Below are 24211 nucleotides of genomic sequence, written 5' to 3'. Positions count from 1 at the left end.
ACGGGTGCGAGCGCGCTCTGCGCCCGGCGGTGGTGCAGCGGAAAGTGACGAACGGCTATCGGGCCATGTGGGCGGCCGCAGGCGAGGCGGACGTGCGCACGGTCGTCGACACCGCTCGCCTCACGGGTGCCGACACCTTCGCCACCCTCCTCAAGACCATCCGCGCCTGATCGCTTCCCGAGTTCACCTCGTCCTCGACAAGGTCAGGCGGCTCGTGCACCGCGCCGAACCCCGTGAGTAATTACAGATTTTCTGACTATTTTCAACTTACGGAGCGCGCCATTGCTGTTGAAGTGCCAACAGATAGGCAGTATATAGAGTGTTTTTGACCAAATATAATTCAAATATTGCGAAAAACGAGCATGCCTGGCCTAATCTTAGGAAGTCCGCAATTGCTGATTACGGCGGAGTCCGCGCATTACAGTCTTTTTTCAGGCTACTTACGATCATATAAGACGCGAAAGCATCTATGTGACGCTTTTTGACTCGGACGAAGCGGGCGTCGAGTCAAAAAAAATCCTTCAAAGATATTATCAGAACAAGTAGATTCCCAATGAAAGCAACATAGATTTTGTATAAATGAGATTTGGCTATGCGATCGAAGGGTTATTTTCAGATAAAATTATAGTAAATATTGGAAATCACAACAACAAATATTTGATAAGTATTCTGTTGATATCGAATCAATAATAGGACATTTTAGAATTAATGGGAAATCAAAGATTGATGCATTCAAGCTATTTACGATGAAAGCAGACAGGCAGACTGAATTTGACTGAGCCTCCCGATTTATCTCTGTTTACAATGCATTGGAGGCTGCTATTTTGGTACGAAAATCACGACGTTCAAAATAAATGACCTAATATATTATGGCATTTTCTCGCTGATTTTTATTTAATGCGATTTACAAATTTAACGGCGCGTTGTCGACCACCTCCTTCATGACGAAGAAGGTCCGGGTCTGGCGCACGCCGGGCAGGGCGATCAGGGTCTCGCTGTGCAGCCGGTTGAAGTCGGCCATGTCGGAGACGCGGATCTTGAGGAAATAGTCGAAATCGCCGGCGACGAGGTGGCAGTCGAGCACCGTCGGCATGGCGAGCGCCGCCGCCTCGAAGGCGGAGAAACTCTCGGGCGTCGAGCGGTCGAGGACCACGCCTACGAGGACCAGCGAGCCGCGCCCGACCTTCTCGGGCGCCACCACGGCGCGAACACCGCGCAGGTAGCCGTCGTCGAACAGGCGCTGGGTGCGGCGATGGCAGGTCGCCGGGCTGGTGTTCACGCGCTTGGCCAGCTCGGCGTTTCCGATGCGGCCATCCTCTTGAAGGAGCCGGAGAATTTTCAGGTCGATGCGGTCGAGGCCGTCCGCCATGAAAGATCCTTCCGCCTTATCGCTTCTGCATGAACGTCTCTAGCACGAGGTGAAGCCTTCGCCTCTCATCGTTGCGCAAAGGCGGGCAAGTTCGAGAGCACCTTTCACACGATCGCGGCTAGAATGAAAGAGGCTTCCACACAGGACCCCGGCGATGATTCCTTCGATGCTGTCGCAGTTCGAGCGCTACCCCCTGACCTTCGGGCCGACCCCGATCGAGCACCTGCCGCGCCTGACCGCGCATCTGGGCGGCGACGTGCAGATCTACGCCAAGCGCGAGGACTGCAACTCGGGCCTCGCCTATGGTGGCAACAAGCTGCGCAAGCTCGAATACATCGTGCCGGACGCGATCGCCTCGGGCGCCGACACGCTGGTGTCAATCGGCGGCGTGCAGTCGAACCACACCCGCATGGTGGCGGCGGTGGCGGCCAAGATCGGCATGAAGTGCCGGGTGATCCAGGAAGCCTGGGTGCCGCACGAGGACGCGGTCTACGACCGGGTCGGCAACATCATGCTGACGCGGATCATGGGCGCCGAGTCGCAGCTCGTGGATGACGGCTTCGACATCGGCATCCGCGACAGCTGGAAGCAGGCGATCGAGGACGTGAAGGCCAAGGGCGGCAAGCCCTACGCGATTCCCGCCGGCGCCTCGGTGCACAAGTTCGGCGGCCTCGGCTATGTCGGCTTCGCCGAGGAGGTGCGCCGGCAGGAGGCCGAGATGGGCCTCCACTTCGACTACATCGTGGTCTGCACCGTCACCGGCTCGACCCATGCCGGCATGCTGGTCGGCTTCTCGGCCGACGGCCGCGCCCGCAACGTCATCGGCATCGACGCCTCCTGCACCCCGGCCCAGACCAAGGCGCAGGTGCTGGAGATCGCCCGCAACACCGCGGCTCTGGTCGGGGCCGGCGAGATCGTCGCCGACGACGTGGTGATCAAGGAGGACTACGCCTATCCGGTCTACGGCGTGCCCTCGAAGGAGACCGTCGAGGCGATCCGCCTCGCCGCCCGCCTCGAGGCGATGATCACCGACCCGGTCTACGAGGGCAAGTCGATGCAGGGCATGATCGACCTCGTGCAGAAGGGCTTCTTCCCCAAGGGCTCGAAGGTGCTCTACGCCCATCTCGGCGGCGCGCCGGCGCTGAACGGCTACAGCTACACGTTCCGCAACGGCTGAGTCGGCGAGGGTTTGTTCGACATCGTCTCGCTCGTCGAACAAACCCCGGACCTGCCCACCTCCGCGTCATCCCGGGGCCGCGCAGCGGAACCCGGGATCCATGAACGCTGACGGTTCAAGATGAAGCGGGACGCAATCCGCCTCTTCCTTCAGCTTCAGCAGTCATGGATCCCGGGTGCTCGGCTGCGCCGAGCCCCGGGATGACATCGAGGGCTTCAGGTGTGCTTGCGAGAACTCATCGACTCCAATGAAGAAGCCCGGCCGCTCGTCGCGGACCGGGCTTTGTTGCCTTCGTCAGGGTGCGATCACTTATCGGTGCACAGCCCCGCGGCCGAGAGCCGGCGGTGGTTGCGCGGGTCGCAGTCGGTGGCGAGGAACGAGGCCCATTCGGCCTTGGTGCCGTAGAAGGCGTTGCGGTCGACGTCGCCGCGCACGCCCGGCACCCGGCCGGTCGAGGTGAACTGCCACAGCATCCAGTCGCGGTTGGCGTAGCGCTGCTCCGGCTCGGCCGCGGTGGAGCGGACCCAGTGCGGATAATCCGGCAGCTCGCCCTCCAGCACGTCCTTGTGGAAGGTGATGTCGGTGTAGATGATCGGCCGCTTGCCGGTATAGGCCTCCATCTCCCGCAGCATGTACTCGGTCATGGCGAGTGCCTGGGCCTTGGGCAGCTTCTTAGGGCAGAGCTGCGAATGGCCGTTCCACTCGACGTCGAGGACCGGGGGGAGGGCGGTCGGGTCGTTCGGGACGTTGCGCTTGAACCAGTCCATCTGGTCCTTGGCCGAGCGGCACCAGAACACGAAATGGTAGGCACCCCGCGGCACGCCGGCCCGGCCGGCCCCGTCCCAATTCTCGCGGAAGCGATCGTCGATGTGGTCGCCGCCCTCGGTCGCCTTGATGTAGGCGAACTGGGTGCCGGCGCCCTTCACCGAGGTCCAGTCGATCGGGCCCTGCCACTTCGAGACGTCGATGCCCTGGATCGGGTGCAGCTTCGCCTTGGCGACACCGGGATGGGGCTTTGCGTCACCCTTGGTCGGGTAGAAATCGGCACCGCCGCCGGCGCAGGCGGCCAGCGTCGCGAGGCTCGCCGCCGCGAGCGCGCGCCGGCTCCACAAGACGCCGCGCGACAGGGCGGAGGACCACGTGGCGGAGGGGATCGTCGACTCCATCGGCATCGGGGCGCGGCCTGACTTCACGCTGAACACTATGGATATTCGATGCGGTGGGGCCGGTTAATGGAAGCTTGACGGAATTGGGACGGAATTTCGAAACTCGTGGCGCCAACGCCACATAGGCCTAGGCCACGGCGCGTCGCGGCCTTCACCGTCGGGCATAAGCCCCGGCAGAAACTGACATTTGTCGAGACGCCGCCATGGACAAGGTTCTGTTTACCATCGGGTACGAAGGCGCCGATACCGAGCGTTTCGCCGCGGCCCTGCGCGATGCCGGGGTGGCGACGCTCGCCGACGTGCGGGCGGTGGCGGCCTCGCGCAAGCGCGGCTTCTCGAAGAGCGCGCTCGCCGCCGGCCTCACCGAGGCCGGAATCGGATACCGGCACCTGCGCAGCCTCGGCACGCCGAAGGCCGGCCGCGAGGCCGCCCGCGCCCACGACGCCGCGCTGATGCGCCGGATCTACTGCGAGGAGGTGCTGGAGACCGGCACGGGCCAGGCCGCCCTCGACGAACTGGCGGCCTTGGCCGAGGCCGGGCCGACCTGCCTGCTCTGCTTCGAGCGCGACCCGGAGCGGTGCCACCGGCGGGTCCTGAGCGAGCGGCTGGCGGGGAGGGGGTTTCAGGTCGTCGACCTGTTCGCGTGAGGCGACCGGAGTCCGGTCGCCTCGGAAACGGGCTGGTCAGCCCTCGCCGACCCGCGGCAGGGAAGCGGGCGCCTCGCCCGGCAGCGGCAATCCGATGCGCCGGCGTCGCCGCGTCGTCGCGCCCTCGGCGTGGGCGGCCTCGATGTTGCCGTAGAACTGGTCGGCGCTCGCCTCCCAGGTATAGCGCAGGGCTTCCCGGCGGCAGGCCTCGCGGGGGATCGCCAAGGCCGAACGGGCCGCCACGCCGAGGTCGTGGTCGAGGATCCCGACGCTCGTTCCGCCGATCACGTCGAGAGGGCCGGTGACGGGATAGGCGGCGACCGGCAGGCCGCTCGCCAGGGCTTCCAGCAGCACGATGCCGAAGGTGTCGGTGAGGCTCGGGAAGACGAAGACGTCGGAGGCCGCGTAGACCCGGGCCAGGGCCTCGCCGGTGAGCGTGCCGAGGAAGCGGGCGGTGCGATCGACGGCGGCGAGCCGGGCGCGGTCGGGCCCGTCGCCGACGACGAGCTTGGTGCCGGGCAGGTCGAGGCGCAGGAACGCCTCGACGTTCTTCTCCACCGCGAGCCGCCCGACGAACAGGAAGAACGGGCGGGGCAGGCCGGCGAGCGCGTCCGGCGCCGCCTCGCCGTCCCGGGGGCGGAAGAGCTCGGTGTCGACGCCGCGGGTCCAGCGCATCAGCCGGGTGAAGCCGCGCCCCGACAGGTCGCGCTCGAGCGAGGGCGTGCTCACCATCGTGCCGCTCGCCGCGCCGTGGAAGCGGCGCAGCCAGGCGTAGCTCCAGCGCTCCGGCACCGGCAGGCGGGCGGCGAGGTATTCGGGAAAGCGGGTGTGGTAGCTCGTGGTGAAGGGCCGGCCCTGCGCCAGGCAGACCCGGCGGGTCGCGAGCCCGATCGGCCCCTCGGTGGCGATGTGGACGTGGCTGGGCGCCAGGGCCGGGAACCGCCGGGCGACGCCGCGGGCGGTGACCAGCGACAGCCGGATCTCGGCATAGCCCGGCAGCGGCATGCTGGCGAAGTCGAGCGGCGTCAGCATCACCGGGTCGTGGCCGCGCCGGCGGCCCGCCGCGACCATGTGCTCGAGGGAGCGGACGACGCCGTTGACCTGGGGATGCCAGGCATCGGTCGCGACGAGGAGCCTCACGCGACGGCCCGGGCGTTCACGATCGGGTGGTCCGGCATGGAGCGGGCTGCGGGCGCCAGTTCCTCGACCGGGGCGAGCGGGCGGCTGCGGGAGGTCAGCGGCACCGGCGCCTCGGCGCTGGCGCGCTTCCAGTCGGCGAAGCGGATCACCTCCATGGTGCCGTCGTAATGCTCGACCACCGCCGTGCAGGATTCCACCCAGTCGCCGGTGTTGAGGTAGTGCATGTCGCCGACCATGCGGCTCGCCGCGTGGTGGATGTGGCCGCAGATCACCCCGTTGGCGTCGGCCCGGCGGGCCTCGGCGATCAGGAATTCCTCGAACCGACCGATGAAGTTGACGGCGTTCTTCACCTTCAGCTTGGCCCAGGCCGACAGCGACCAGTAGGTCAGGCCGAGGCGGCGGCGTACCCAGTTGAGGTGGGTGTTGACGAAGAGCGCCGCCGTGTAGGCGCCGTCGCCCAGCAGCGCGAGCCAGCGGGCGTGGCGCACCACGAGGTCGAACTGGTCGCCGTGGATGACGAGGTAGCGCTTGCCGTCCGCCGCCTCGTGCAGGACCTGGTCCTGGATCTCGATGCCGCCGAAATGCATGTCGAGGAAGTCGCGCAGGAACTCGTCGTGGTTGCCCGGCACGTAGACGAGGCGAGACCCTTTTCGCACCTTCCGCAGCAGCTTCTGCACGACGTCGTTGTGCGATTGCGGCCAGTACCAGCCGGAGCGCAGCTTCCAGCCGTCGACGATGTCGCCGACCAGGTAGATCTCGTCGGCGTCTACTTCCCGCATGAAGTCGAGCAGTAGCTCGGCCTGACATCCCTTCGTTCCGAGGTGGATGTCCGAGAGGAACAGGGTTCGCACGCGAAGCGCGTCGGCGTCCTCGGCCACGTGCACTCTCCTTGGCGGCATCTCGCGCCAGCCAAACCCCATTCGCGTATCACTTTGATGACGCGAGGGCGGATCGCCGAACCTCGGCCGGGGAGGCAGACCGAGATTCGTTTGCGGAGACTTAAAGGCGACCATGCGGATCGCGCAGGTCAGCCGCTCGAGGAGGCCTCTACCTCGGCCGTGCCGATTCGTGGTTCTGACAGGACGCCCCGCCGCGGTGTCCGCGGTCGCGCCTCCTCCCGCTCCGCCCAGAAAAGCGCCCCGCCCATGGCAGCCCCCCTCGTCGTCCCCGGCCGGTCGGTCACCGGAGCTGGCGCGTCGGGGCGCGACGCCGCCCGGCCCTATCTCGGCATCGGTCTCAAGGTCCTGTCGGCGCTCGCCTTCACGCTGATGTCCGCCGGCGTGAAGACCCTGGCGGACCGGTTCCCGACCGGCGAGATCGTGTTCTTCCGCTCCTTCATCGCCATCGCGCCGCTGCTGGTGTGGCTGCGCTGGCAGGGCGGCGTGATCGAGGCGGTGCGCACGCAGAACCTCAAGGGGCACATGCTGCGCAGCATCATCGGCGCCTGCGGCATGTTCGCGGGCTTTGCCGGCCTGTCCTTCCTGCCGCTCTCCGACGCGGTGGCGATCGGCTACGCCTCGCCGCTCCTCGTGGTGGTGCTGGCGGCGATCGTGCTGCGCGAGCGGGTCCAGGGCTATCGCTGGGCCGGCGTCAGCGTCGGCTTCCTCGGCGTGCTGATCACGCTGGCGCCCCACCTCGAATTCGGCGGCGCGGGAGGGGGCGGCACCACCGGCGCGCTGTTCGCGATCCTGGCGGCGGCCTGCTCGGCGGCGGCGACGATCCAGGTGCGCAAGCTCACCGGCACCGAGCGCACCGGCGCCATCGTGCTGTACTTCTTCCTGTTCACCTCGCTGCTCGGCCTGTCGACGGTCGTGCTCGGCTGGAAGATGCCGGGCTGGACCGACCTCGCGCTGTTCGTCGTCGTCGGGGTGCTCGGCGGCATCGGCCAGATCCTGCTCACCGAGAGCTACCGCCACGGCGACGCCTCGCTGGTGGCGCCGTTCGAGTACACCACGATGCTGTGGTCGGTGCTGATCGGCTGGTTCGTGTTCGGCCAGCTGCCCACCGCCTCGATCGCGCTCGGCGGCGGCATCGTGGCGGCGGCCGGCGTGTTCGTGGTGTGGCGCGAGCGGCGCCTCGTGGTCGAGCGGGCCCGCGAGGCCGCGGCGGGCGGGGCCCGGGCCGGCTGAGTGCCCGGTCGGCCGGGTGCCCGTTGACGCCCGCGCTCGCACGCCCTTACTCCGGGAGACACGACGCCACGGCCCTCTCCCGAGTAGGAACGCCCGCCATGCCCGCACGCCACCGTCAGCCCTGCGCGGGAACCCGCCCGTGAGCGCCGGCCCGACGGCCCCTGCGGCCGAGACGGTGCCGGTGGACCTGCGGCTCTACGGCCTCCTCGATGTCGGGGTGTGCGGGGGCGACGCCGGGCACCTCGCCCGGATGGCGGCCGAGGCCGCGGCCGGGGGCTGCACCCTGCTGCAATACCGCGAAAAAACCATCGCCAATGCCCGCGAAACGGTGGAGCGGCTGCGCCGGATCCATGCGGCGCTTGAGGGCACCGGCGTGCCGCTCCTCGTCAACGACCGGGTCGACCTGGCGCTCGCCGCGGGCGCCGAGGGCGTGCATCTCGGCCAGGAGGACATGCATCCGGCCGACGCCAGGCGCCTCCTGCCGCGGGGCGCGATCGTCGGGCTGACGGTCAAGAACGCCGCCCAGGCCGACGAGCTCTATCGCCTGCCGGTCGACTACGCCTGCATCGGCGGCGTCTTCTCCACCACCAGCAAGGACAATCCGGACCCGCCGGTCGGGCTCGACGGGCTCAACCGCATCGTCTTCCGGGCGCGGCTCGCCCGCGGCGCCACCCTTCCGGTCGGAGCGATCGCGGGCATCGACCGCGGCAACGCCGCCGCGACGATCGGGGCGGGCGCCGACGGGATCGCGCTGATCTCGGCCCTGTTCGGCACCGGCCAGGACGTCGAGGCGCGGGCCCGCGACCTGCGCGCGGTCGTCGATGGCGCCCTGGCGGCCCGGGGGGCGGCATGATCGGACCTTGGTCGATCTTCGGCACGATCGGAGGGAGAGCATGATCGCCGTCACGATCGCGGGTTCGGATTCCGGCGGCGGCGCCGGCATCCAGGCCGACCTCAAGACCTTCTCGGCGCTCGGCGTCTACGGCGCCAGCGTGATCACCGCGCTCACCGCCCAGAACACCCGCGGCGTCCAGGCGATCCACGACGTCGAACCGGAATTCGTGGCGCGCCAGATCGAGAGCGTCTTCACCGACCTCGACGTGAAGGCGCTGAAGATCGGCATGCTGTCTCGCAGCCCGACGATCGCGGCGGTGGCCGAGGGGCTCGCCCGCCACGCCGCCGGCCTGCCCCTGGTGCTCGACCCCGTGATGGTGGCGACAAGCGGCGACCGGCTCCTCGCCGACGACGCCGTCTCGGCGTTGCGGGCCAAGCTCGTGCCCCACGCCGCGGTGCTGACCCCGAACCTGCCCGAAGCCGCCGTGCTCCTGGGGGAGGGGATCGCGGAGACGGAGGCCGCGATGCTCGACCAGGGGCGGCGTCTCCTGGCGCTCGGGCCGCGCGCCGTGCTGATGAAGGGCGGCCACGGCACCGGCGCCGAGAGCGTCGATCTCCTGGTCGGACCGGGCGAGGCGGTGCTGCGGCTCGCCGGACCCAGGATCGAGACCCGCAACACCCACGGCACCGGCTGCACCCTGTCGGCGGCGCTCGCCGCCGGGCTCGCCCGCGGCCTGACGCTGCCGGAGGCCGCCCGCGCCGCCAAGGCGTATTTGAGTGCGGCGCTCGCGGCGTCCGGCCAGTTGCGCATCGGCCACGGCAACGGCCCGGTCCACCACTTCCATGCGTGGTGGAACTGACGCTCGTCCCGTAAGAAACACCCCGCGCGGCCCGATGGACCCTTGCGCGCTCCCGGCGATTGCGTTTGATGGAGCGTACGGGCGTTCGGTATGCGGAACGCCCGGCGGTGATCCAGCGGGGTTCGGGGGCAGGCGATGGGCGTCGAGCGGGGGCGGGAGCGCACCAAGGACCTGTTGACCGGGGCGCAGGTGCTGTCGGGTCAGCTCGGAAAAACCATCCAGCGGCTGCGCAAGGCCTACAACCTGTCGCTGTCGGAACTCGCCGAGCAATCCGGCGTCGCCAAGTCGATCATCAGCCAGATCGAACGCAACGAGACCAATCCGACGCTGGCGACGATCTGGCGCCTGAGCCAGGCCCTCGACGTCTCGATCGAGCGGGTGCTCGCCACCGGCGACGAGGAGCCTTTCATCGAGAAGTCCTCCCGGGCCGACACGCCGATCCTCGTCTCCGACGACGGCCGGATGCGGCTCGCGATCGTCGGCTGGATCAAGACCGTCGAGTGGCTGCAATGGTACGACCTCTCGGCCGATCCGGGCGGCGTGCTCGATTCGGATGCCCACCAGCGCGGGTCGGTGGAATCCCTCTCGGTCATCGAGGGTGAGTTCGAGGTCGACGTGGCCGGCGCGGTCCAGCGCGCCCGGGCCGGCGAGACCCTGCGCTACCGCTGCGACCGGCCCCACACCGTGCGCTGCGTCAGCGAGACGACCGGGCGCGCCATGATGGTGGTCATCATGAAGGCGGCGGTGATGGAATGACCGCGCTAACCGCCGGTTGAACTCACAAACAAAAGTACACGGAACGTTATCGGATGGGATGGGAGACCTGCACGACGCAGGGGAACTTCCATGCCGCCCGTTCTCGCCGTTCCCCACATCCCTCCGCCGACGAGCGACCGACCGATCCTCGACGCGAGGTCGGAGCCTCGCCCGGCGCTTCGGGGCCCGATCGACGACCTCGAGGCCCGTCCGATCGCGAGACGATCGGGCGCTGTTCTCGGTGGGCCCGCCCTGGTCTGCTGGAGCATCGTCGCAGCGGCGGGCGGCCTCCTCCTCGCCGCGGTGTCGGTGGGCGGCTACCGGATCGCCGACTACATCCTCGCCAGCGCACTGGTTCAGCTCGCCGCCCTCGGGGCCTGCGGTGCTGCCCTGCGCATCCGAGGCTGGGAGCGGCTCGGCTCGGGTGCCGAGGTTGCGTCGCAACTCCTGCTCGTCGGGCTGCTCGCGCCCCTGTTGAGCGTGGTCGCCGCCAGTACGAACCTTCCGTATCGGGATGAAGACCTGCTCGCCCTCGACATGGCGCTCTTCGGTTTTGACTGGGCGCACGTGATCGCGGTTGCTCGGGGCTGGCCGCTCCTCCTGGAGGTCCTGAGCCACGTTTATATGAGCCTGCTGTTGCAACTCACGATCCTGGTCGCGGCGCTGCTCGTTGTTGGACGCGTGGCCCGGGCCCAAGCCTTCTGCCTCGCCTGGGTCCTGACGCTCGCCGCCACCGTCGCGGTCTTCCCGCTCATGCCGGCCCTCGGGGGCTACCTGCATTTCGGCGTCGCTCGGGCCGACACCCACGTGCTGGTCACCGCGGCTTGGCACCACGTCGATATCCTGGCCCCCGCCCGGGCCGGCACGCTCTCGGCCCTCACCGGCGACACGCTGGGCGGCATCGTCACCTTCCCGAGCTTCCACGCCGCCGCCGCGGCACTGCTCGCCTGGGGCTTCTGGGGCGTGCCGGTGCTGCGGTGGCCGGCGCTGACGGTCAATCTCGCGATGGTCGTCGCGACGCCGGTGATCGGCGGCCACTACCTGGTGGACGTCCTGGCCGGCCTCGTCGTCGCCGGCCTCGCCCTGTGCGTCGCCGCCCGTCTGGCGCGGGCAGCGGCGCCTTCCTCGGCCTGAGGCGCCGGCCGGCGGGGTATCCTACGAAGTCCGGATGATAGCTTCGCGATGCGGATGTCGTTGGCGCTCGAGCGCCGCGTCGATCGGCGAGACGAGATCCAAAAGCCCTCGTCCGGACTTCATAGCCTTTTCGGACTTCCTTATCAGGACGCCGTGCCGACCCACCGCACGATGTCGGCGAGAACGGTCGAGAGCGCCCGGTCGAGCCCGTTCGCCGCGACGCCGGCATTGACCTCGGCGACGGGCACGCGGGCCTGGAAGATCCGGGCGGCCACCACCTTGCCGGTGGCATCGGCGACGAGCTTCGCCGAGATGTCGACCACCGCCTCGCGCGAGCCCGCCGCGATGTCGAAGGCGCGGATCTCGGTCACCAGGATCGTGTCGGCCACCACCTTGTCGCCCGGCCGGCTCACCGAGCGCAGGCGGCCGGTATTCTCCAGGCTCTGGACCAGGCGGGCCTGCATCAGGCGGGGCAGGCGATCGGCCCACTGGCCGCCGCCGAGGAACGACAGCGAGCCGCCGGCCTCGCGCACGATGATGCGGTCGGCCTCGAAGGGCTGGAGCCCGACCGGCTCGGCCACCACGATCGAGCGCCGCGCAGCGCCGCTGCGGGCCGCGCCCGGGAGGGCGGTGAGGTCGAAGGTCGTCGGCACCGCGCCGCTGCCGCAGGCCCCGACGGCGAGCGCCAAGAGGGCGGCGAGGACCGGGCCGGACCGGCGGGCGCGGCGGGAGACCGGGGAGGCCGTGATCGTCATGGCGGCGGAGGGACCGTGGACGGGGTGGGCCGGGACCGGCCCGGAAGCGTGACCGAACATGCCCGGACAACGCGCGGGCCCGCGCGCGGGTGCAATGCCCGCGATGCTGCACGGCAACATGGTCAGCGACCGTTGTATTCCGGCAACGTCGGCTTGCCGCCGAAGATCACCTGGGACGGGTCGCGCTCGATGTTGCGCACGGCGTTGTTGAGGGTGTTGAGGGTGCGCTGGCCGTCGGTCGAGAGCGACTGCACCTCGCGCCGCCCGGCGCCGCTGAGGCGGCTGACGCTCTGGGTCAGGGTGGCGGTGCGCTTGTCGAGGTTCTCCGACATGGTGCGGAAGGCGCGGCCCGCATCGCGGATCGAGACCGCGGCGTCGCGGACCTCCGCGAAGGTGCTCTTGCCGGCATCCCCCGAGGCCGAGCCGAGGAAGCCCTCGGCGCCCTTCAGCACCGCGTCGAGCCGGTCGGCGGAGGCGTTGAGCTTGCCGGCGAGCGTGCGGGCGTCGTGCACCCCGGCCTGCACGTCCGGCGAGGCGGCGGCCAGCGCGGTCGAGAACCGGTCGACGTTGTCGATGAGGCTGGCGAGCTTGCGCCCGTCCACCGCCTTCGTCAGCGCGTCGAGGGCCGGCGCGCTGTCGCCCAGCGTCTTCGAGAACCGCTCGACGTTGGCGAGCGTCCGGTTGATCGCGCCCTCGTTGCCGGCGACCACCCGGTCGAGGCGCTGGAGCATGTCGTCGGCGCGCTGCGCGATGGTGCGGGCGGCCGCCATCAGGTCCTGGATGTCGGAGGCGTCGGCGTAGATCGTCGGGACCGGGTCGTCCTTGGTCGGCGCCAGCTGCGGCGCGTCGGCGCTGCCGCCGACGAGGGCGATCGAGGCGACGCCGGTCAGCATGGTCATGTCGAGGCGCGCGCGGGTGTCGACGCGCAGGGGCGTGCCGCGGTTGACCTCGACGATCGCCGTCACCCGGCGCGGGTCCTGCGGCAACAGCCGCACGTCGGTCGCCTCGCCGACCCGAATGCCATTGAAGGTGACGACCGCCCCCTTGGCCAAGCCCCCGACGCCGCCCGAGAACACGATGCGCACCGGCATCCGGGCCTGGTTCGACGAGGACCCGCGCAGCCAGAACGCGAAGGCGAAGCCGAGCGCGATCACCGCCAGCGTGAAGGCGCCGATCAGGACGTTGTTGGCGCGGGTTTCCATGCCTTAACGGTTTCCATGCGCGTGCGGGGCAGGGGGAGCGGCCGGCCGGGGCCGGACCGCGAGCCCGGGAACCGGATGCCCTAAGGTCAGCATCCCGGCGCAGCCTAATTCAGGAAGCTTAAGCGGGCCCTGCCGGCGGGCGGGTGCGGCAGCGCACATCAGGCGACGCCCTCCACGATTCCTCGGGATGACGGGGCGTCCTGCGTCACGATCGACCGGGCGCGCTTGCCGTGGAAGTAGGAGCGCAGCCAGGGATGGTCGGAGGCGAGCATCGCGTCGATCGGCCCCTCGGCGATGATCTGGCCGTCGCCGAGCGCCGCGATGCGGTCGCAGGCGGTGTAGAGGCTGTCGAGGTCGTGGGTCACCATGAACACGGTGAGCCCGAGCGTGCGCTGCAGCGTCGCCACCAGCTCGTCGAACTCGCCGGCGCCGATCGGGTCGAGGCCGGAGGTCGGCTCGTCGAGGAAGAGCACCTCGGGGTCGAGGGCGAGCGCCCGGGCGAGCGCCGCGCGCTTGATCATGCCGCCCGAGAGCTCGGAGGGCAGCTTGTCAGCGGCATCCGGCTTCAGGCCGACCATCTCGATCTTGAGCCGGGCGAACTCGTCGAGCAGGCGCTCGGACAGCTTCAGGTGCTCGCGCATCGGCACCTGGATGTTCTGCTTGACGGTGAGTGCCGAGAACAGCGCGCCCTGCTGGAACAGCACGCCCCAGCGTCGCTCGATCACCCGGCGCTGGGCGAGGGTCAGGCGGTCGACGTCCTCGCCGAAGACCTCGATCGTGCCCGAGCGCTTCGGCACGAGACCCAGCAGGGTGCGGGTGAGCACGGACTTGCCCTGGCCGGAGGGCCCGACGAAGCCGAGGATCTCGCCGCGGCGGATGTCGAGGTTGAGCCCCTTCAGCACGGTCCGCTCGCCGAACGCGACCACGAGGTCGCGCACGCGGATCAGCGGATCGTGCGCGCCGGGCAAGCGGCCGGGAGCGGCCGACGGGGCTGTGGAGGGATGGTGCAAGGGAAAGGCTCGCCTCGCTCAGAAATCGATGGCCGCGAAGAACACCGCGAAGAGTCCATCGAGGACGATGACCATGAAGATAGACTTGACGACTGAGGCGGTGACGTGGCGGCCGAGCGATTCGGCCGAGCCCTCGACCAGGAACCCCTCCACCGAGGCGATGATTCCGATGATCAGCGCCATGAACGGCGCCTTGATGAGGCCGATCAGGACGTGGCGCAGCCCGATCGCGTTCTGGAGCCGGAACGCGAAGGCCTCGAGCGAGAGCCCGCCATAGAGCCAGGAGGTCAGCGCGCCGCCGGCGAGCGCCGCGAGGTCGGCCAGGAAGGCCAGCATCGGCAGCGCCACCATCAGGGCGATGATCCGCGGGACGATCAGGATCTCGATCGGGTCGAGGCCCATGACGCGCAGCGCGTCGACCTCCTCGCGCATCCGCATCGAGCCGATCTCGGCCGTGAAGGCCGAGCCGGAGCGCCCCGCCACCATGATCGAGGTCAGCAGCACCCCGAGCTCGCGCAGCGACAGGATGCCGATCATGTTGACGACGTAGCTCTGGGCGCCGAAGCGCTGGAGCTGGATGATGCCCTGCTGGGTGACGATGCAGCCGACCAGGAAGGCGATCAGCATGATGATCGGCGCGCCGCGCAGCGCGATCTGCTCGACCTGGTTGACGAGCGCCGGGCCGCGGAAGCTGCGCGGCCGGGCGAGCACCCGCAGGCAGCCCGCCACCACCTCGCCCAGGAAGGCGAGGCCGGCGAGCCCCTGGTGGCCGAGGCTGCGCACGCCCGAGCCCAGGTTCGCCACCGGATCGAGGGGGTGGAAGCGCCGGGCGCGCGCCGACGGCGCGGCGTCCCGGTAGGCGACCTCGCGCAGCAGTATCAGGTGCTCGGGCGAGGCGCCCGCATAGGCCGTGCCGTCGGGCAAGGCCGCGCGGGTTCGCTCCAGCACCCAGGCGCCGAGCGTGTCGAGGCGCGACAGGCCGGAGAGATCGATGATCAGGGGTGCGCCGGCGGCGCCGGCCAGCATCGCGGCGGCGGAGCCCTCGACGGCGGGCGCCTGGTCGGCGGTCCAGCGGCCGCTGAGGCGCGCGGCGAGGCCGTCGCGGACGCGTTCGACCGCGGCGTGGGCCGGATCGGCCCCCCGCGTCATCGGTTCGGTCGGCACGGGCCGGCCTCCCTCGTTCGCCACAGATCCCCTCGGGTCGGTCGTATATCCCGTCATGCTAACAATTCGCAAACCATCGGGGCCGGCGGGCTCAACGCCGCGCCGCCCGCGCCGCCGCGAGCGTGAAGACGAGGCCGAGGCCGGCCACCGGCAGCATCAGTCCGAAGGCGAGCGTCCCGCCGCCGGCTCGGTAGGCCGCGCCGCTCGCGAGCGTGGCGGAGGCCGAGGCGAGGGCGGCGCAGGCCGCGTAGGCCCCTTGCGCGGCGCCGCGGCCGCCCTCGGGGGCGAGGCGCGACAGGGCCGCCATGACGCCGAGCTGCGTCGCCCCGAAGGTGAGGGCATGCAGGGCCTGGAGCGGCAGGACCAGGGCCGGCAGGCCGGCGGCGGCGAGGAGCCCGCCCCAGCGCAGGAGCGCGGCGAGCGCCCCCAGCGCGAGCAGACGGAACGGCGCGTCGCGCAGGTACGGGATGCGTCCGGCGACCGCGAAGAATCCGATCTCGGCGGCGACGCCGACGCCCCAGGCGATCCCGGTCTCGGCCGGCGACAGGCCGAGGCCGACCCAGTGGATCGAGCCGAAGGCGTAGACGGCGGCGTGGCTCGCCTGGATCGCCGCGCCGGCCGCGATGGCGAGCCACAGGGCGGCGGGCAGGCGCACCCGGCCGGCGGTACGGCGGGCCGGAGCGGACGCGGTCTCGCGGCGCAACAGCAGCACGGCGCCGCAGGCCGAGACGAGTTCGAGGGCCGCGAGGAAGCCCGGGATGCCGCCCGTGCCGACGAGGCCGAGGAGCCAGCCGCCGAGGAGCGTCGCGGCCAGGAAGCCGAGCGAGCCGCCGAGCCGGATCCGGGCGTAGTCGAGCCCCGGCCGGCGGCGCACCGCGGCGAGGCTCTGGTAGTCGAGGCAGGGCACCAGCGACGCGCCGGCGACGGCGTTGAGGACGATCACCCCGGCGAGCACGAGCCAGGACACGGACGCCGCGAGCGGCATCAGGGCCCAGGTCGCGGCGAGGCCGAGGCTGCCAGCCACCATCAGCGTCCGGGGCGGCACGCCCCGGTCGATCAGACCGACGAGCGGCGCGGTCGCGACGATCCGCACCAGGATCGGCAGGGCGACGAGGGCCCCGATCAGCTCGGGCCCGAGCCCGAGGCCGGCGAGCCAGAGCGGCAGGAACGGCATCGCGACGCCGATCCCGGCGAAGACGGCCGCGTAGAGCAGGGCAAGGCGCAGGCCGTCGCGGGGGGAGGGCGGGGGGACCGTCACGGGAACCTTTGGGCGGCGGGACCGAATCAGCCGCCCCGGGGCGGGCCTGGCGTAAGCCGCCGTTAACGCCGGGATGTCAAGCCTTAACGACGACACGCCTGATCGGGCGACGCCGCGCCGGCCGACCCGGCGGGCGATTGACAGGGCAGGTGAGATGGCCGGGACTCCTTCGCTCCCCATGCCGCGGGAAGAGTACGACGTCATCGAGGGCGCGATGCTGGAGACCGCGCGCGGGCGCTGGTTCCTCGGCGAGTTCGCGCGGCGCAACCGCCACGCCGACACCGACGTGCTGCTCCAGGCGATCGGCCGGATCGAGACCGTCGTCACGGCCGAGCGCGGCCCGCCCGGGATGGAGCGCCTGCGCTTCGACCTGATCGAGATGGCGAAGGCGATCAGCCGTACCAAGTCCGAGATCGCGGCGATCCATACGCCCGACCACGACCAGAGCCAGCTCGGCGCCGCCTCCGAGGCCCTCGACGGCATCGTGCGCACGACCGAGCGCGCCACCTCCGACATCCTGCAGGCCGCCGAGGAGGTCCAGGAGGTCGCCTGGACCCTGCGCGAGACCGGCGCCGAGAGCGGCGTCTGCGACCGCCTCGACCACAACGCGACGCAGATCTACACCGCCTGCTCGTTCCAGGACCTGACGGCGCAGCGCACCAGCCGCATCGTCAACACCCTGCGCTATCTCGAGCAGCGCCTGATCGCGATGATCGAGATCTGGGCGAGCGAGGACGACCCGCCGGCCCAGGCCGGGCAGCGCGCTGAGATGCCCGAGACCGCCCTCGACCAGGACGACGTCGACGAGATCGTCGCGACCGGACGGGGCCGGGGACGGGAGACCGACGCGGCGGAGGCCGAGTCCGCGCCGCGGCTGCGCCTCGTCGAGCCCGCGCTCGCCGACGACGACATCGCCTTCGTGCCGGTGCGCGAGGAGGCGGCCCCGGCCGACGAAACGGTCGACCTCGCGGACGCCTTTGCCGAGATCGACGACCTCGCGGTCAACGAGAAGCTCGCCCGCTTCACCTGAGCGACCGCAGGGCGTTCCTCCGTCTCGACATCGGGCCTTCACCCTCGCCGTAAGAGCTTCGCCTCGCGGCGAGTGCGCTGCCCTCGCGGCGAGCGCAATGCCCTCGCGGCGCCACGATCTCCGCGCAGGGAGCCCGCGCCCCCGCTCCCCATCCCAGGCCGCGATGTCCCTGCATCTCCTCAAGCTCTGCGTCGGCTGCGAGTCCATCGCCGATCTCGAGGAGTGGATCGCCGCGCGCCGGGCCGAGGCCCTGCGCCAGGGCCGCCCGCCCGAGCAGGCCCACATCACCCGCATGGTGCCCAAGCGCGGCGACGAGATCGTCGGCGCCGGCTCGCTCTACTGGGTGATCCGCGGTCTCATCGCCTGCCGCCAGCCGGTGCTGGCGATCCGCCCGTTCACCGACGCCGAGGGCGTCGGCCGCTGCCGCCTCGTCCTCGACCCGGCAGTGACGCCGGTCGAGCCCCGGCCCTGCCGCCCGTTCCAGGGCTGGCGCTACCTCGCCCCCGCCGACGCTCCCCGCGACATCTCCCGGAGCGCTGCCGGCGACCTCGCGGCGATGCCGGAATCGATGCGGCGGGAACTGGCCTCGCTCGGGTTGCTCTGACCGGAACGCTGGATCCGGGCGTGATCGGCTGCGGCCTCCCGTCATCGGTCCAGGCCTCGTCCACCGCCTCGCGGAACGATCACCCGGCCGTCCGGGGCAGCCGCACAGTCGGCAAGCGCACCCTTCTCGACTCCCCGCGGGCCACATCGCCGCCTCGCTCGAATCCCGCCTGAAGCAAGGACAGGGCTCCGACAAAAAAGCCCCCCGACCCTGTCGGGTCGGAGGGGCCTGTTCGCATCGGGACCGTCGGGGGCGCGTCAGGCGCCCTCGAACCGCCCGCTGGCATGGGCGAGCATCGTGTAGACCTTGCCGCTCTCCGAGGTGAGGTAGGCGTTGGCCCGGCGCGGGTCCTGGTCGGTGCGGGAGACCTCGCCGAGCAGGCGCTCGAACTCCCGCACGTAGTGGTCGACGGTCCGGCGGAAATCCGGCTCGGCGCGGTAGCGGCGATGGATCTCGTCGAAGGTCCGCTGGCCCTCCGCCGTGTAGAGGCGGCGGGTGAACAGGTTGGTCTCGCCGCGCCGGTAGCGCTCCCACAGGTCGACCGCGGCCGGGTGCTCGATCATCCGGGCGATGTTGCTCGTGATCGAGTCGATCGCCGCGGCGCCCGCGTCGTCGGCAGCCCCACCGGCCTTGCCCGGATTCGCCGTCGATCCGATCGCCGACACCTTGCCCTTCTCGCCGGCCTTGTCGCCGGTCCTGGCGAGCGGCGGCACGTCCTCGTCGTCGTCCAGGGAGGCGCGCGAGAGGAGGTCGGATAGCCAGCCGCCGGAGCCGTTGCGGCCTTGAGCGTCAGCGCCGGTCCGGGCCGCACCCTGCGGCGTGGCCGGACGGTTCTGCCCCGCCGGGGCCTTGCCGGCGTCGGCCGACGGCCGGGCCGTGGCGACCGGCGGCTTGACGGCCGGCGCCTGGGCCGCCGGAGCCACGGGCTTGGGAGCCTGCGCCGGAGCCTGGGCGGCGGGCGTCGCGGCCTGCACCGGCGCCTTGGCGACGGTCGGCTGCGGCCGCGGGGCCGCCGCGACCGGAGCCGCGGACTTCGGTGCCGACACCGCCGGGGCGGCGGCCGAGGCGGAGCGGCCGGCCTCGGCGACGCGGGGCTGCGTCACGTCGACCGAACGCGGCGAGCGCTGGACCAGGGCCGAGAGCTCGTTCAGCGCCTTGATCTGCTCGGCCACCACCCGGCGCATCTCGCCGGTGGCGTCCTGGGCCTCCTGCGGGATGGAGGTCACGCCGCGCTGCAGGTCGCCACGGATCTCCTCCAGGGTCTGGCGAATCTCGCCCGCCATGGCGCGCATCGATTCGACCGTGCCCTGGAAGCGCTCGGCGGCATCGCCGAAGGCGGTCCGCATCTCGCCCGAGGCACCCGCCACGGCCTGGCGGACGGTCTCGGCGGCCCGCTCGCCCTCCTGGCCGGTGCCGGCGCGCAGGCGCTCGAACGCCTCCGTCACCGCGCTGCCGGCCTGGCGGGCGCCCGCCTCGATCTCGCGACCGAGCGCCTGGGTGCGGGCCTCGATCGTCTTCAGGGTCGCCTCGACCCGGGCCCCGACGCCCTCGGTGGCGGCGGCGAGCGCCGCCGAGCGGGCGTCGATGCTGCCCAGCAGGGTGTCGATCTCGGCCCGGCGCTCGCCGAGCGCGGCGCTCACCCGGCCCTCGGCGCCCTCGAGGGCACCGGTGGCGGCGGTGAGGTCGCCGATATGCTGGCGGGCGGTCTCGGTCAGGGCCTTGCCGCGGGCATCCAGCGTCGCGGCGAGCCCCGCCGCCTGGCGCAGCGCCCCCGTCGCCGCGCCCTGGAGCGCGCCGACCTGCTCGGCGACCCGGTCCGAGGCCTTGGCCGTCTCGGCCGCGATCTCGGAGAGCGCCGCCTGGATCTCCTGCACCCGGCCCGACAGGCCGCCCTCGATCGCCGAGAAGCTCTCGTCCGAGCGGCCGATCAGCTCCTGCAGCGCGCCGCTGGCCGCCTCGATGCGGCCGACCAGGCCGCCGAGCTCGCCGCCCAGCCGCTGGTTGACACGGGTCAGGGCCTCGACCGCCCGGGCCACGCCCTCGTCGGCCGACCGGCGCAGGGTCTCGGCCGCCTCGCGGGAGAGGGCCGCCAGGGCCTCGGCCCGCTCGGCGAGGAGCACGGCCGTACCGCCCATCCCCTCGGTCACCGCCCGTTCCAGCGCCTCGCTGCGCTCGGCCAGGACCGAGACCAGCTCGCTGCCGGGACCCTCGACCAGGCCGCGCAGCTGCGCCACCTGGCGGTCGAGCCCGTCGACGGTCTCGCCGCTCGCCGCCAGCGCCGCCACCAGGGCGTTGCCGCGCTGGTCGATGGTCCGGTGCAGCGAGGCGGTGGTCGCCTCGAGGCGCTGGCCGAGCGCGCCGCCGCGCTCGTCGACGATCTGGCGCAGGGCCTCGACCCGCTCGGCGAGGTCGCGGTTGAGCTCGCCGCCGCGGCCGTCGATCGCTTCGGACAGCTCCCTGGCTGTCTCGGCGAGCGCCCGGGTGAGGGTGGTGCCGCGCTGGTCGATCAGCGTCGCGAAGGCCGCGGCGCGGCGGTCGAAGCCCGAGCCGAGCTGGGCGCTGCGCTCGTCCATCGCCGCGGCGAGGGCCGCGGCGCGCTCCTGCACGGCCGCCGCGAGGGCCGCGGAGCGCTCGTCCATGACGCCGTGCAGGTTCGCCACCCGCTCGTCGAGGGCGGCAGTGAGGGCCGCCGTGCGGGCGTCGACCAGGGCCGCGTAGGCGTCGCTGCGGTCGTCGAAGGCGTCGGCGAGCGCTTCGCCGCGGGACGCCACCAGGGCCGCGAAGGCGCGCATGCGGCCGTCGATGCGGGCCGTGAAGGCGGCCGAGCGCTCGTCGACGCTGCCCGACAGGGCCTCGGTGCGGGCCTGCATCAGGGCGGCGAGCTCCGCCGCCTTGGCGTCGACCAGGGCACCGAAGGCGTGCGCCCGCTCGTCGACGGTACCGCCGAGGAGCGCGAGCCCGTTCTGCAGGCGGTCGGACACCGCCTCGCCGCCGGCCTCGAGCTGGCGGGAGAGGGCCTCGACCTGCCCGCCGAGCACCGCGTCGAGGGCGGCGCGGCTGCGTTCCAGGGCGGAGGACAGCTCCGCCACCCGGTCGTCGAGGAGCGCGGTGAGCGCCGCGCCGCGGCCCTCGAAGGTCTCGGCGAGGTCGGCATTGCGGGAATCCAGCAGGCCGGCCAGCGCGTCGCCGCCACTGCGGATCGTGGTGGCGAGCACGTCGATGCGCTCCTGGACCCGCCGGGCCAGCACGTCGCCGGCGCCGGTCAGCTCGGCGAGCGCCCGCTGGCGGCCGTCGATCAGGCGCACGAGGTTGCCGCCGCCCTGCTCGATCGTGCCGGCGATCGCCGCCTCGCGCTCGGCGAGCAGGGCCGCCAGGGCCTCGACACGCTCGCCGAGCGTCCGGGCGATGGCGTCGCGGTGCCCGTCGAGGGCCTCGCCGAGGCCGGCCTCGCGCTCGGCCAGCAGGCCGGTGACGGACAGGGCGCCGCGGGACACGGCGTCCTCCAGGGTCGCGACGCGGGAATCGAGCAGGCCGGCGACCTCCTCGCCCCGGGCGGCGATCGTGCCGGCCAGGGTCTCGCCGCGGCGCTCCAGGCTGGTCTCGACGGCCTGGGCGCGCATCTCGATCAGCGCGTCGAGGTCGGCGAGTGCCGCGTCGACCCGACCCGACAGGTGGGTGCCGCCGGCCTCGGCCGCCGCCGCGAAGGCGTGGGTGCGGGCGTCGATGAGCCCGGCCAGCGCCTGGGCCCGGGCTTCGACCGCCTCGGCGAAGGCCGCGCCGCGGCTCTCGACCAGGTGGTCGAGGGCGGCGAGCCGGTCGTCGAACAGGCTGGAGAGGGCACGAGTGCGGGAATCGAGGGTGCCGACCGCCCGGCCGACCCGCTCCTCGAGGGTCGAGGCCAGGCTGTCGCCGCCCTCGGCGAGGACGCCGCGCAGGGTGCCGACCCGGTCGTCGAGCAGGCCGCGCACGGCGCCGGCCCGCTCCTCGAGCGTGTCGTGCAGGGCGCGGATCCGGTCGTCGAGCCCGGACTGCAGCGCCTCGGAGCCGCCGTCCAGCAGGCTGCGCATCGTCGCGGCCTGCTCGTCGATGAGGTGGCCGAGCGCCCGCAGCCGCTCGCCGAACAGACGCTCGACCACTGCCTCGCGCTCGTCGAGGAGCGTCGCCAGCGCGGTCGAGCGGTTGCCGAGCGCCGTCTCGAGGCGGCCGGAGCCCTCCGCGAGCACCCGGTCGGCCTCCTCCACGGTGCCCTGCAGGGCGGCCAGCACGGTCTCGCCGCGCTTGCCGATGAGGTCGGAGAGGGCGAGACCGCCGCGGTCGAACAGCCGCGCCAGCTCGGTCATGCGGTTGGCCAGCGTGCCGAACATCGCCCGGCCGCGCTCGTCGATCTCCCGGGACATCGCGGCGATGCGCTCGTCGACGAGGGCCGCCAGGGTCTCGGTGCGGCCGTCGAAGGCGGCGCGGATCGCGTCGGCCTGGGTCGCGAGGTCGCGGCTCGCCTCGCCGCTGTGGCTCTCCACGAAGGTGACGAGCTCGCGGGTGCGGGCGCCGAGCTCCTGATCGAGGCCGCGGGTGCGGGCCTCGATCAACCGCAGGGCCTCCTCGGCCTTCACGCCGAAGGTCTCGTCGACGATCCGGCCGCGCTCGTCGAGGGTCTGGGCCAGGCCTTCGAGGCGGGCGATGACGCGGTCGTCGAAGCGGGCGGCGCCGGCATCGAGCGAGCGGGTCAGCTCCTCGGTGCGGCGGCCGAGCTCGTCGCCGATCTCGCCGACGCGGGCGGTCAGGGCGTCGCTCATCGCCTGGCTGCGGGCCGTGATGGCGCGCGCCAGTTCGTCGGCGCGGCCGTCCAGCGCCTGGGCGACCTCGCGGCCGCCCTCCGCCATCACCCGGGCCATCTCGCCGGCCCGCACGATCAGGGCCTCGTTCAGCGCCGTGGCGCGGGCGCCGATATGCTGGTCGACATGCGCCACCATGGTGCTGAAGGTCGCGCCGATCTCGGCGGTGCGCTTGGCCGAGCGGTCCTCGAGCGCGCCGAGCTGGGCCTCGACGGCCTCCCGGGCCTCGCGGGTGCGCTCGGCGATGGTCTCGGCGACGGCGCGGCCCTGGACCGTGATGAGGCGGTCCATCTCCTCCAGCCGCCCGGCGACGCTCTGCGTGAGGTCGTGGGTGTCGCGGGAGATGCGGTCGGCCAGGATGTCGCCGCGGGCGATCGCGTCCTGGAGCACCGCGAGGCGGTTCGTCAGCACCTCGTCGACCGTGCGGCCGCCGGTCTCGGCGGCGCTCGCCAGCGCGGTGCCGGTCTTCTCCAGCGCCTCGTTGACGCGCGCGCCCTGGCCCGCCACCGCCACGACGATGTCGCGGCCGGCCGCCGCCAGGCGGGTCTGCGCCTCGCCGGCGTGCAGGTCGATCATGTCGGTCAGCGCGCGGCCGTGGCCGTCGAAGGCCGCACCGACCTCGGCGAGGCGGGTGTCGAGGTCGCCCGCCGCGCTCTCGGCGGCGAGCGCCAGCGCCGCCGACACGTCCTCGGCCTGGCGCGTCAGGTGCTCGACCGCCGCCCGCAGGGTCGCCCCGGTGGCGTCGGTCCGCTCGGCGACGAGGCGCCCGGCCTCGTCCGCCGCCGCGGCGAAGGCCGCGGTCGCCGCCAGCGTCCGCGCGTCGAGCGCACCCGTCGTCCGCTCGGCCGCCGCCGCGATCGCCAGAGCCGCTTCCTCGGCCCGGCCCGCCAGACCCACCACGACGCCGTGCAAGGCCGCGTCCGCCTCGCCGGCCCGCGTGCCGATCAGCGCAGCCGCCTCCTCCGCCACCCGGGCGAAGGACGAGGCCGCATCCGCCAGACGCGCCTGCAGCGCACCCGACGCCTCCTCGGCGCCGAGGCGGAACGCCTCCACGCTCTCCGCCGTCCGCGCGCCCACCGCGCCGGTCGCCGTCTCGGCCGCACGCCGCAGCACCGCGGCCGCTTCCTCGGCCCGGGCTTCCAGC

The 24211-nt window shown here is 71.9% G+C and carries 19 protein-coding genes and 1 pseudogene; 10 read left to right on the top strand and 10 right to left on the bottom strand.

Annotated elements, in window-relative coordinates:
* Positions 1–170, top strand: a pseudogene (locus BMX97_RS32555) (IS66 family transposase); the annotation flags it as partial.
* 734 nt (positions 171–904) lie between these two features.
* Here BMX97_RS32555 and BMX97_RS31275 read toward each other — a convergent pair.
* The gene (locus BMX97_RS31275; protein ID WP_091755008.1) at positions 905–1369 is read right to left on the bottom strand and encodes an Lrp/AsnC family transcriptional regulator; all 465 of its coding nucleotides are present in this window, start codon (positions 1367–1369) and stop codon (positions 905–907) included.
* 166 nt (positions 1370–1535) lie between these two features.
* Between BMX97_RS31275 and BMX97_RS31270 the strand changes: the two genes are divergently transcribed.
* Positions 1536–2546 carry a 1-aminocyclopropane-1-carboxylate deaminase gene (locus BMX97_RS31270; protein WP_091755007.1) on the top strand — a complete coding sequence of 337 codons (1011 nt, stop codon included), beginning with the start codon at positions 1536–1538 and terminating at the stop codon, positions 2544–2546.
* Between the two features lie 305 nt (positions 2547–2851).
* Here the strand turns inward: BMX97_RS31270 and BMX97_RS31265 are convergent, their stop codons facing one another.
* Positions 2852–3712: a glycoside hydrolase family 25 protein gene (locus tag BMX97_RS31265; protein WP_091755006.1), complete on the bottom strand. Its 861-nt coding sequence runs from the start codon at positions 3710–3712 to the stop codon at positions 2852–2854.
* Positions 3713–3915: 203 nt separating this feature from the next.
* Between BMX97_RS31265 and BMX97_RS31260 the strand changes: the two genes are divergently transcribed.
* Complete coding sequence (locus BMX97_RS31260; protein ID WP_091755005.1) at positions 3916–4359, top strand: DUF488 domain-containing protein; 444 nt, start codon at positions 3916–3918, stop codon at positions 4357–4359.
* Between the two features lie 36 nt (positions 4360–4395).
* Here BMX97_RS31260 and BMX97_RS31255 read toward each other — a convergent pair whose 3' ends face one another.
* Together BMX97_RS31255 and BMX97_RS31250 are read right to left on the bottom strand one after the other, a co-directional pair.
* On the bottom strand, positions 4396–5499 hold the full coding sequence (locus BMX97_RS31255; RefSeq protein WP_091755004.1) for a glycosyltransferase family 4 protein: 1104 nt from the start codon (positions 5497–5499) through the stop codon (positions 4396–4398).
* Entirely contained in the window at positions 5496–6377 is an 882-nt protein-coding gene (locus BMX97_RS31250; RefSeq protein WP_091755003.1) for a UDP-2,3-diacylglucosamine diphosphatase, read from the bottom strand. The genes BMX97_RS31255 and BMX97_RS31250 overlap by 4 nt, the downstream gene beginning before the upstream one ends.
* 267 nt (positions 6378–6644) lie before the next feature.
* Here BMX97_RS31250 and BMX97_RS31245 point away from each other — a divergent pair, with 267 nt between their 5' ends.
* From BMX97_RS31245 to BMX97_RS31225, 5 genes are all read left to right on the top strand, one after another.
* Complete coding sequence (locus BMX97_RS31245) at positions 6645–7628, top strand: DMT family transporter (RefSeq protein ID WP_091755002.1); 984 nt, start codon at positions 6645–6647, stop codon at positions 7626–7628.
* A 139-nt stretch (positions 7629–7767) separates the two neighbouring features.
* The gene (gene thiE / locus BMX97_RS31240; protein ID WP_091755001.1) at positions 7768–8481 is read left to right on the top strand and encodes a thiamine phosphate synthase; all 714 of its coding nucleotides are present in this window, start codon (positions 7768–7770) and stop codon (positions 8479–8481) included.
* 40 nt (positions 8482–8521) lie between these two features.
* Positions 8522–9322 carry a bifunctional hydroxymethylpyrimidine kinase/phosphomethylpyrimidine kinase gene (thiD, locus tag BMX97_RS31235; protein WP_091755000.1) on the top strand — a complete coding sequence of 267 codons (801 nt, stop codon included), beginning with the start codon at positions 8522–8524 and terminating at the stop codon, positions 9320–9322.
* 135 nt (positions 9323–9457) lie between these two features.
* Positions 9458–10078 carry a helix-turn-helix domain-containing protein gene (locus tag BMX97_RS31230; protein WP_091754999.1) on the top strand — a complete coding sequence of 207 codons (621 nt, stop codon included), beginning with the start codon at positions 9458–9460 and terminating at the stop codon, positions 10076–10078.
* A gap of 90 nt (positions 10079–10168) precedes the next feature.
* Positions 10169–11212, top strand: coding sequence for a phosphatase PAP2 family protein (locus tag BMX97_RS31225; protein WP_091754998.1), 1044 nt, complete (start codon positions 10169–10171; stop codon positions 11210–11212).
* A 143-nt stretch (positions 11213–11355) separates the two neighbouring features.
* Here BMX97_RS31225 and BMX97_RS31220 read toward each other — a convergent pair whose 3' ends face one another.
* The 5 genes from BMX97_RS31220 to BMX97_RS31200 all read right to left on the bottom strand — a co-directional run bounded on the left by BMX97_RS31220 (position 11356) and on the right by BMX97_RS31200 (position 16601).
* Positions 11356–11967: an ABC-type transport auxiliary lipoprotein family protein gene (locus BMX97_RS31220; RefSeq protein WP_091754997.1), complete on the bottom strand. Its 612-nt coding sequence runs from the start codon at positions 11965–11967 to the stop codon at positions 11356–11358.
* Between the two features lie 122 nt (positions 11968–12089).
* Positions 12090–13169: an MlaD family protein gene (locus BMX97_RS31215; RefSeq protein ID WP_060846518.1), complete on the bottom strand. Its 1080-nt coding sequence runs from the start codon at positions 13167–13169 to the stop codon at positions 12090–12092.
* 158 nt (positions 13170–13327) lie between these two features.
* On the bottom strand, positions 13328–14116 hold the full coding sequence (locus BMX97_RS31210) for an ABC transporter ATP-binding protein (protein ID WP_091755011.1): 789 nt from the start codon (positions 14114–14116) through the stop codon (positions 13328–13330).
* An 81-nt stretch (positions 14117–14197) separates the two neighbouring features.
* Positions 14198–15328 carry an MlaE family ABC transporter permease gene (locus BMX97_RS31205; protein WP_091755010.1) on the bottom strand — a complete coding sequence of 377 codons (1131 nt, stop codon included), beginning with the start codon at positions 15326–15328 and terminating at the stop codon, positions 14198–14200.
* Positions 15329–15434: 106 nt separating this feature from the next.
* Entirely contained in the window at positions 15435–16601 is a 1167-nt protein-coding gene (locus tag BMX97_RS31200; protein ID WP_244538749.1) for an MFS transporter, read from the bottom strand.
* Positions 16602–16779: 178 nt separating this feature from the next.
* On the opposite strand from BMX97_RS31200, the gene BMX97_RS31195 reads away from it, so the two are divergent.
* Both BMX97_RS31195 and BMX97_RS31190 read left to right on the top strand, forming a co-directional pair.
* Positions 16780–17631 (top strand): hypothetical protein, encoded by an 852-nt coding sequence (locus BMX97_RS31195; protein ID WP_244538748.1) that lies wholly within the window; start codon positions 16780–16782, stop codon positions 17629–17631.
* A 163-nt stretch (positions 17632–17794) separates the two neighbouring features.
* Positions 17795–18235 carry a DUF1489 family protein gene (locus tag BMX97_RS31190; protein ID WP_091754995.1) on the top strand — a complete coding sequence of 147 codons (441 nt, stop codon included), beginning with the start codon at positions 17795–17797 and terminating at the stop codon, positions 18233–18235.
* A gap of 257 nt (positions 18236–18492) precedes the next feature.
* On the opposite strand, the gene BMX97_RS31185 is transcribed toward BMX97_RS31190, so the two are convergent.
* Entirely contained in the window at positions 18493–24180 is a 5688-nt protein-coding gene (locus tag BMX97_RS31185; protein WP_244538747.1) for an apolipoprotein A1/A4/E family protein, read from the bottom strand.
* Positions 24181–24211 lie beyond the last annotated feature (31 nt).

The organism is Methylobacterium sp. ap11 (assembly GCF_900110515.1).
GTDB lineage: Bacteria > Pseudomonadota > Alphaproteobacteria > Rhizobiales > Beijerinckiaceae > Methylobacterium > Methylobacterium ajmalii.
Note: the sequence above shows the minus strand (reverse complement) of the source record. Positions and strands in the feature narration are given on the sequence as shown.

Bases quoted from the DNA above. Each gene is read 5' to 3' on its own strand.
- BMX97_RS31225 (WP_091754998.1), top strand. From the start codon at position 10,169: ATGCCGCCCGTTCTCGCCGTTCCCCACATCCCTCCGCCGACGAGCGAC.
- BMX97_RS31230 (WP_091754999.1), top strand. From the start codon at position 9,458: ATGGGCGTCGAGCGGGGGCGGGAGCGCACCAAGGACCTGTTGACCGGG.
- BMX97_RS31275 (WP_091755008.1), bottom strand. From the start codon at position 1,369: ATGGCGGACGGCCTCGACCGCATCGACCTGAAAATTCTCCGGCTCCTT.
- BMX97_RS31265 (WP_091755006.1), bottom strand. From the start codon at position 3,712: ATGGAGTCGACGATCCCCTCCGCCACGTGGTCCTCCGCCCTGTCGCGC.
- BMX97_RS31260 (WP_091755005.1), top strand. From the start codon at position 3,916: ATGGACAAGGTTCTGTTTACCATCGGGTACGAAGGCGCCGATACCGAG.
- BMX97_RS31205 (WP_091755010.1), bottom strand. From the start codon at position 15,328: ATGACGCGGGGGGCCGATCCGGCCCACGCCGCGGTCGAACGCGTCCGC.
- BMX97_RS31270 (WP_091755007.1), top strand. From the start codon at position 1,536: ATGCTGTCGCAGTTCGAGCGCTACCCCCTGACCTTCGGGCCGACCCCG.
- BMX97_RS31215 (WP_060846518.1), bottom strand. From the start codon at position 13,169: ATGGAAACCCGCGCCAACAACGTCCTGATCGGCGCCTTCACGCTGGCG.
- BMX97_RS31190 (WP_091754995.1), top strand. From the start codon at position 17,795: ATGTCCCTGCATCTCCTCAAGCTCTGCGTCGGCTGCGAGTCCATCGCC.
- BMX97_RS31195 (WP_244538748.1), top strand. From the start codon at position 16,780: ATGCCGCGGGAAGAGTACGACGTCATCGAGGGCGCGATGCTGGAGACC.
- BMX97_RS31220 (WP_091754997.1), bottom strand. From the start codon at position 11,967: ATGACGATCACGGCCTCCCCGGTCTCCCGCCGCGCCCGCCGGTCCGGC.
- BMX97_RS31245 (WP_091755002.1), top strand. From the start codon at position 6,645: ATGGCAGCCCCCCTCGTCGTCCCCGGCCGGTCGGTCACCGGAGCTGGC.
- thiD (WP_091755000.1), top strand. From the start codon at position 8,522: ATGATCGCCGTCACGATCGCGGGTTCGGATTCCGGCGGCGGCGCCGGC.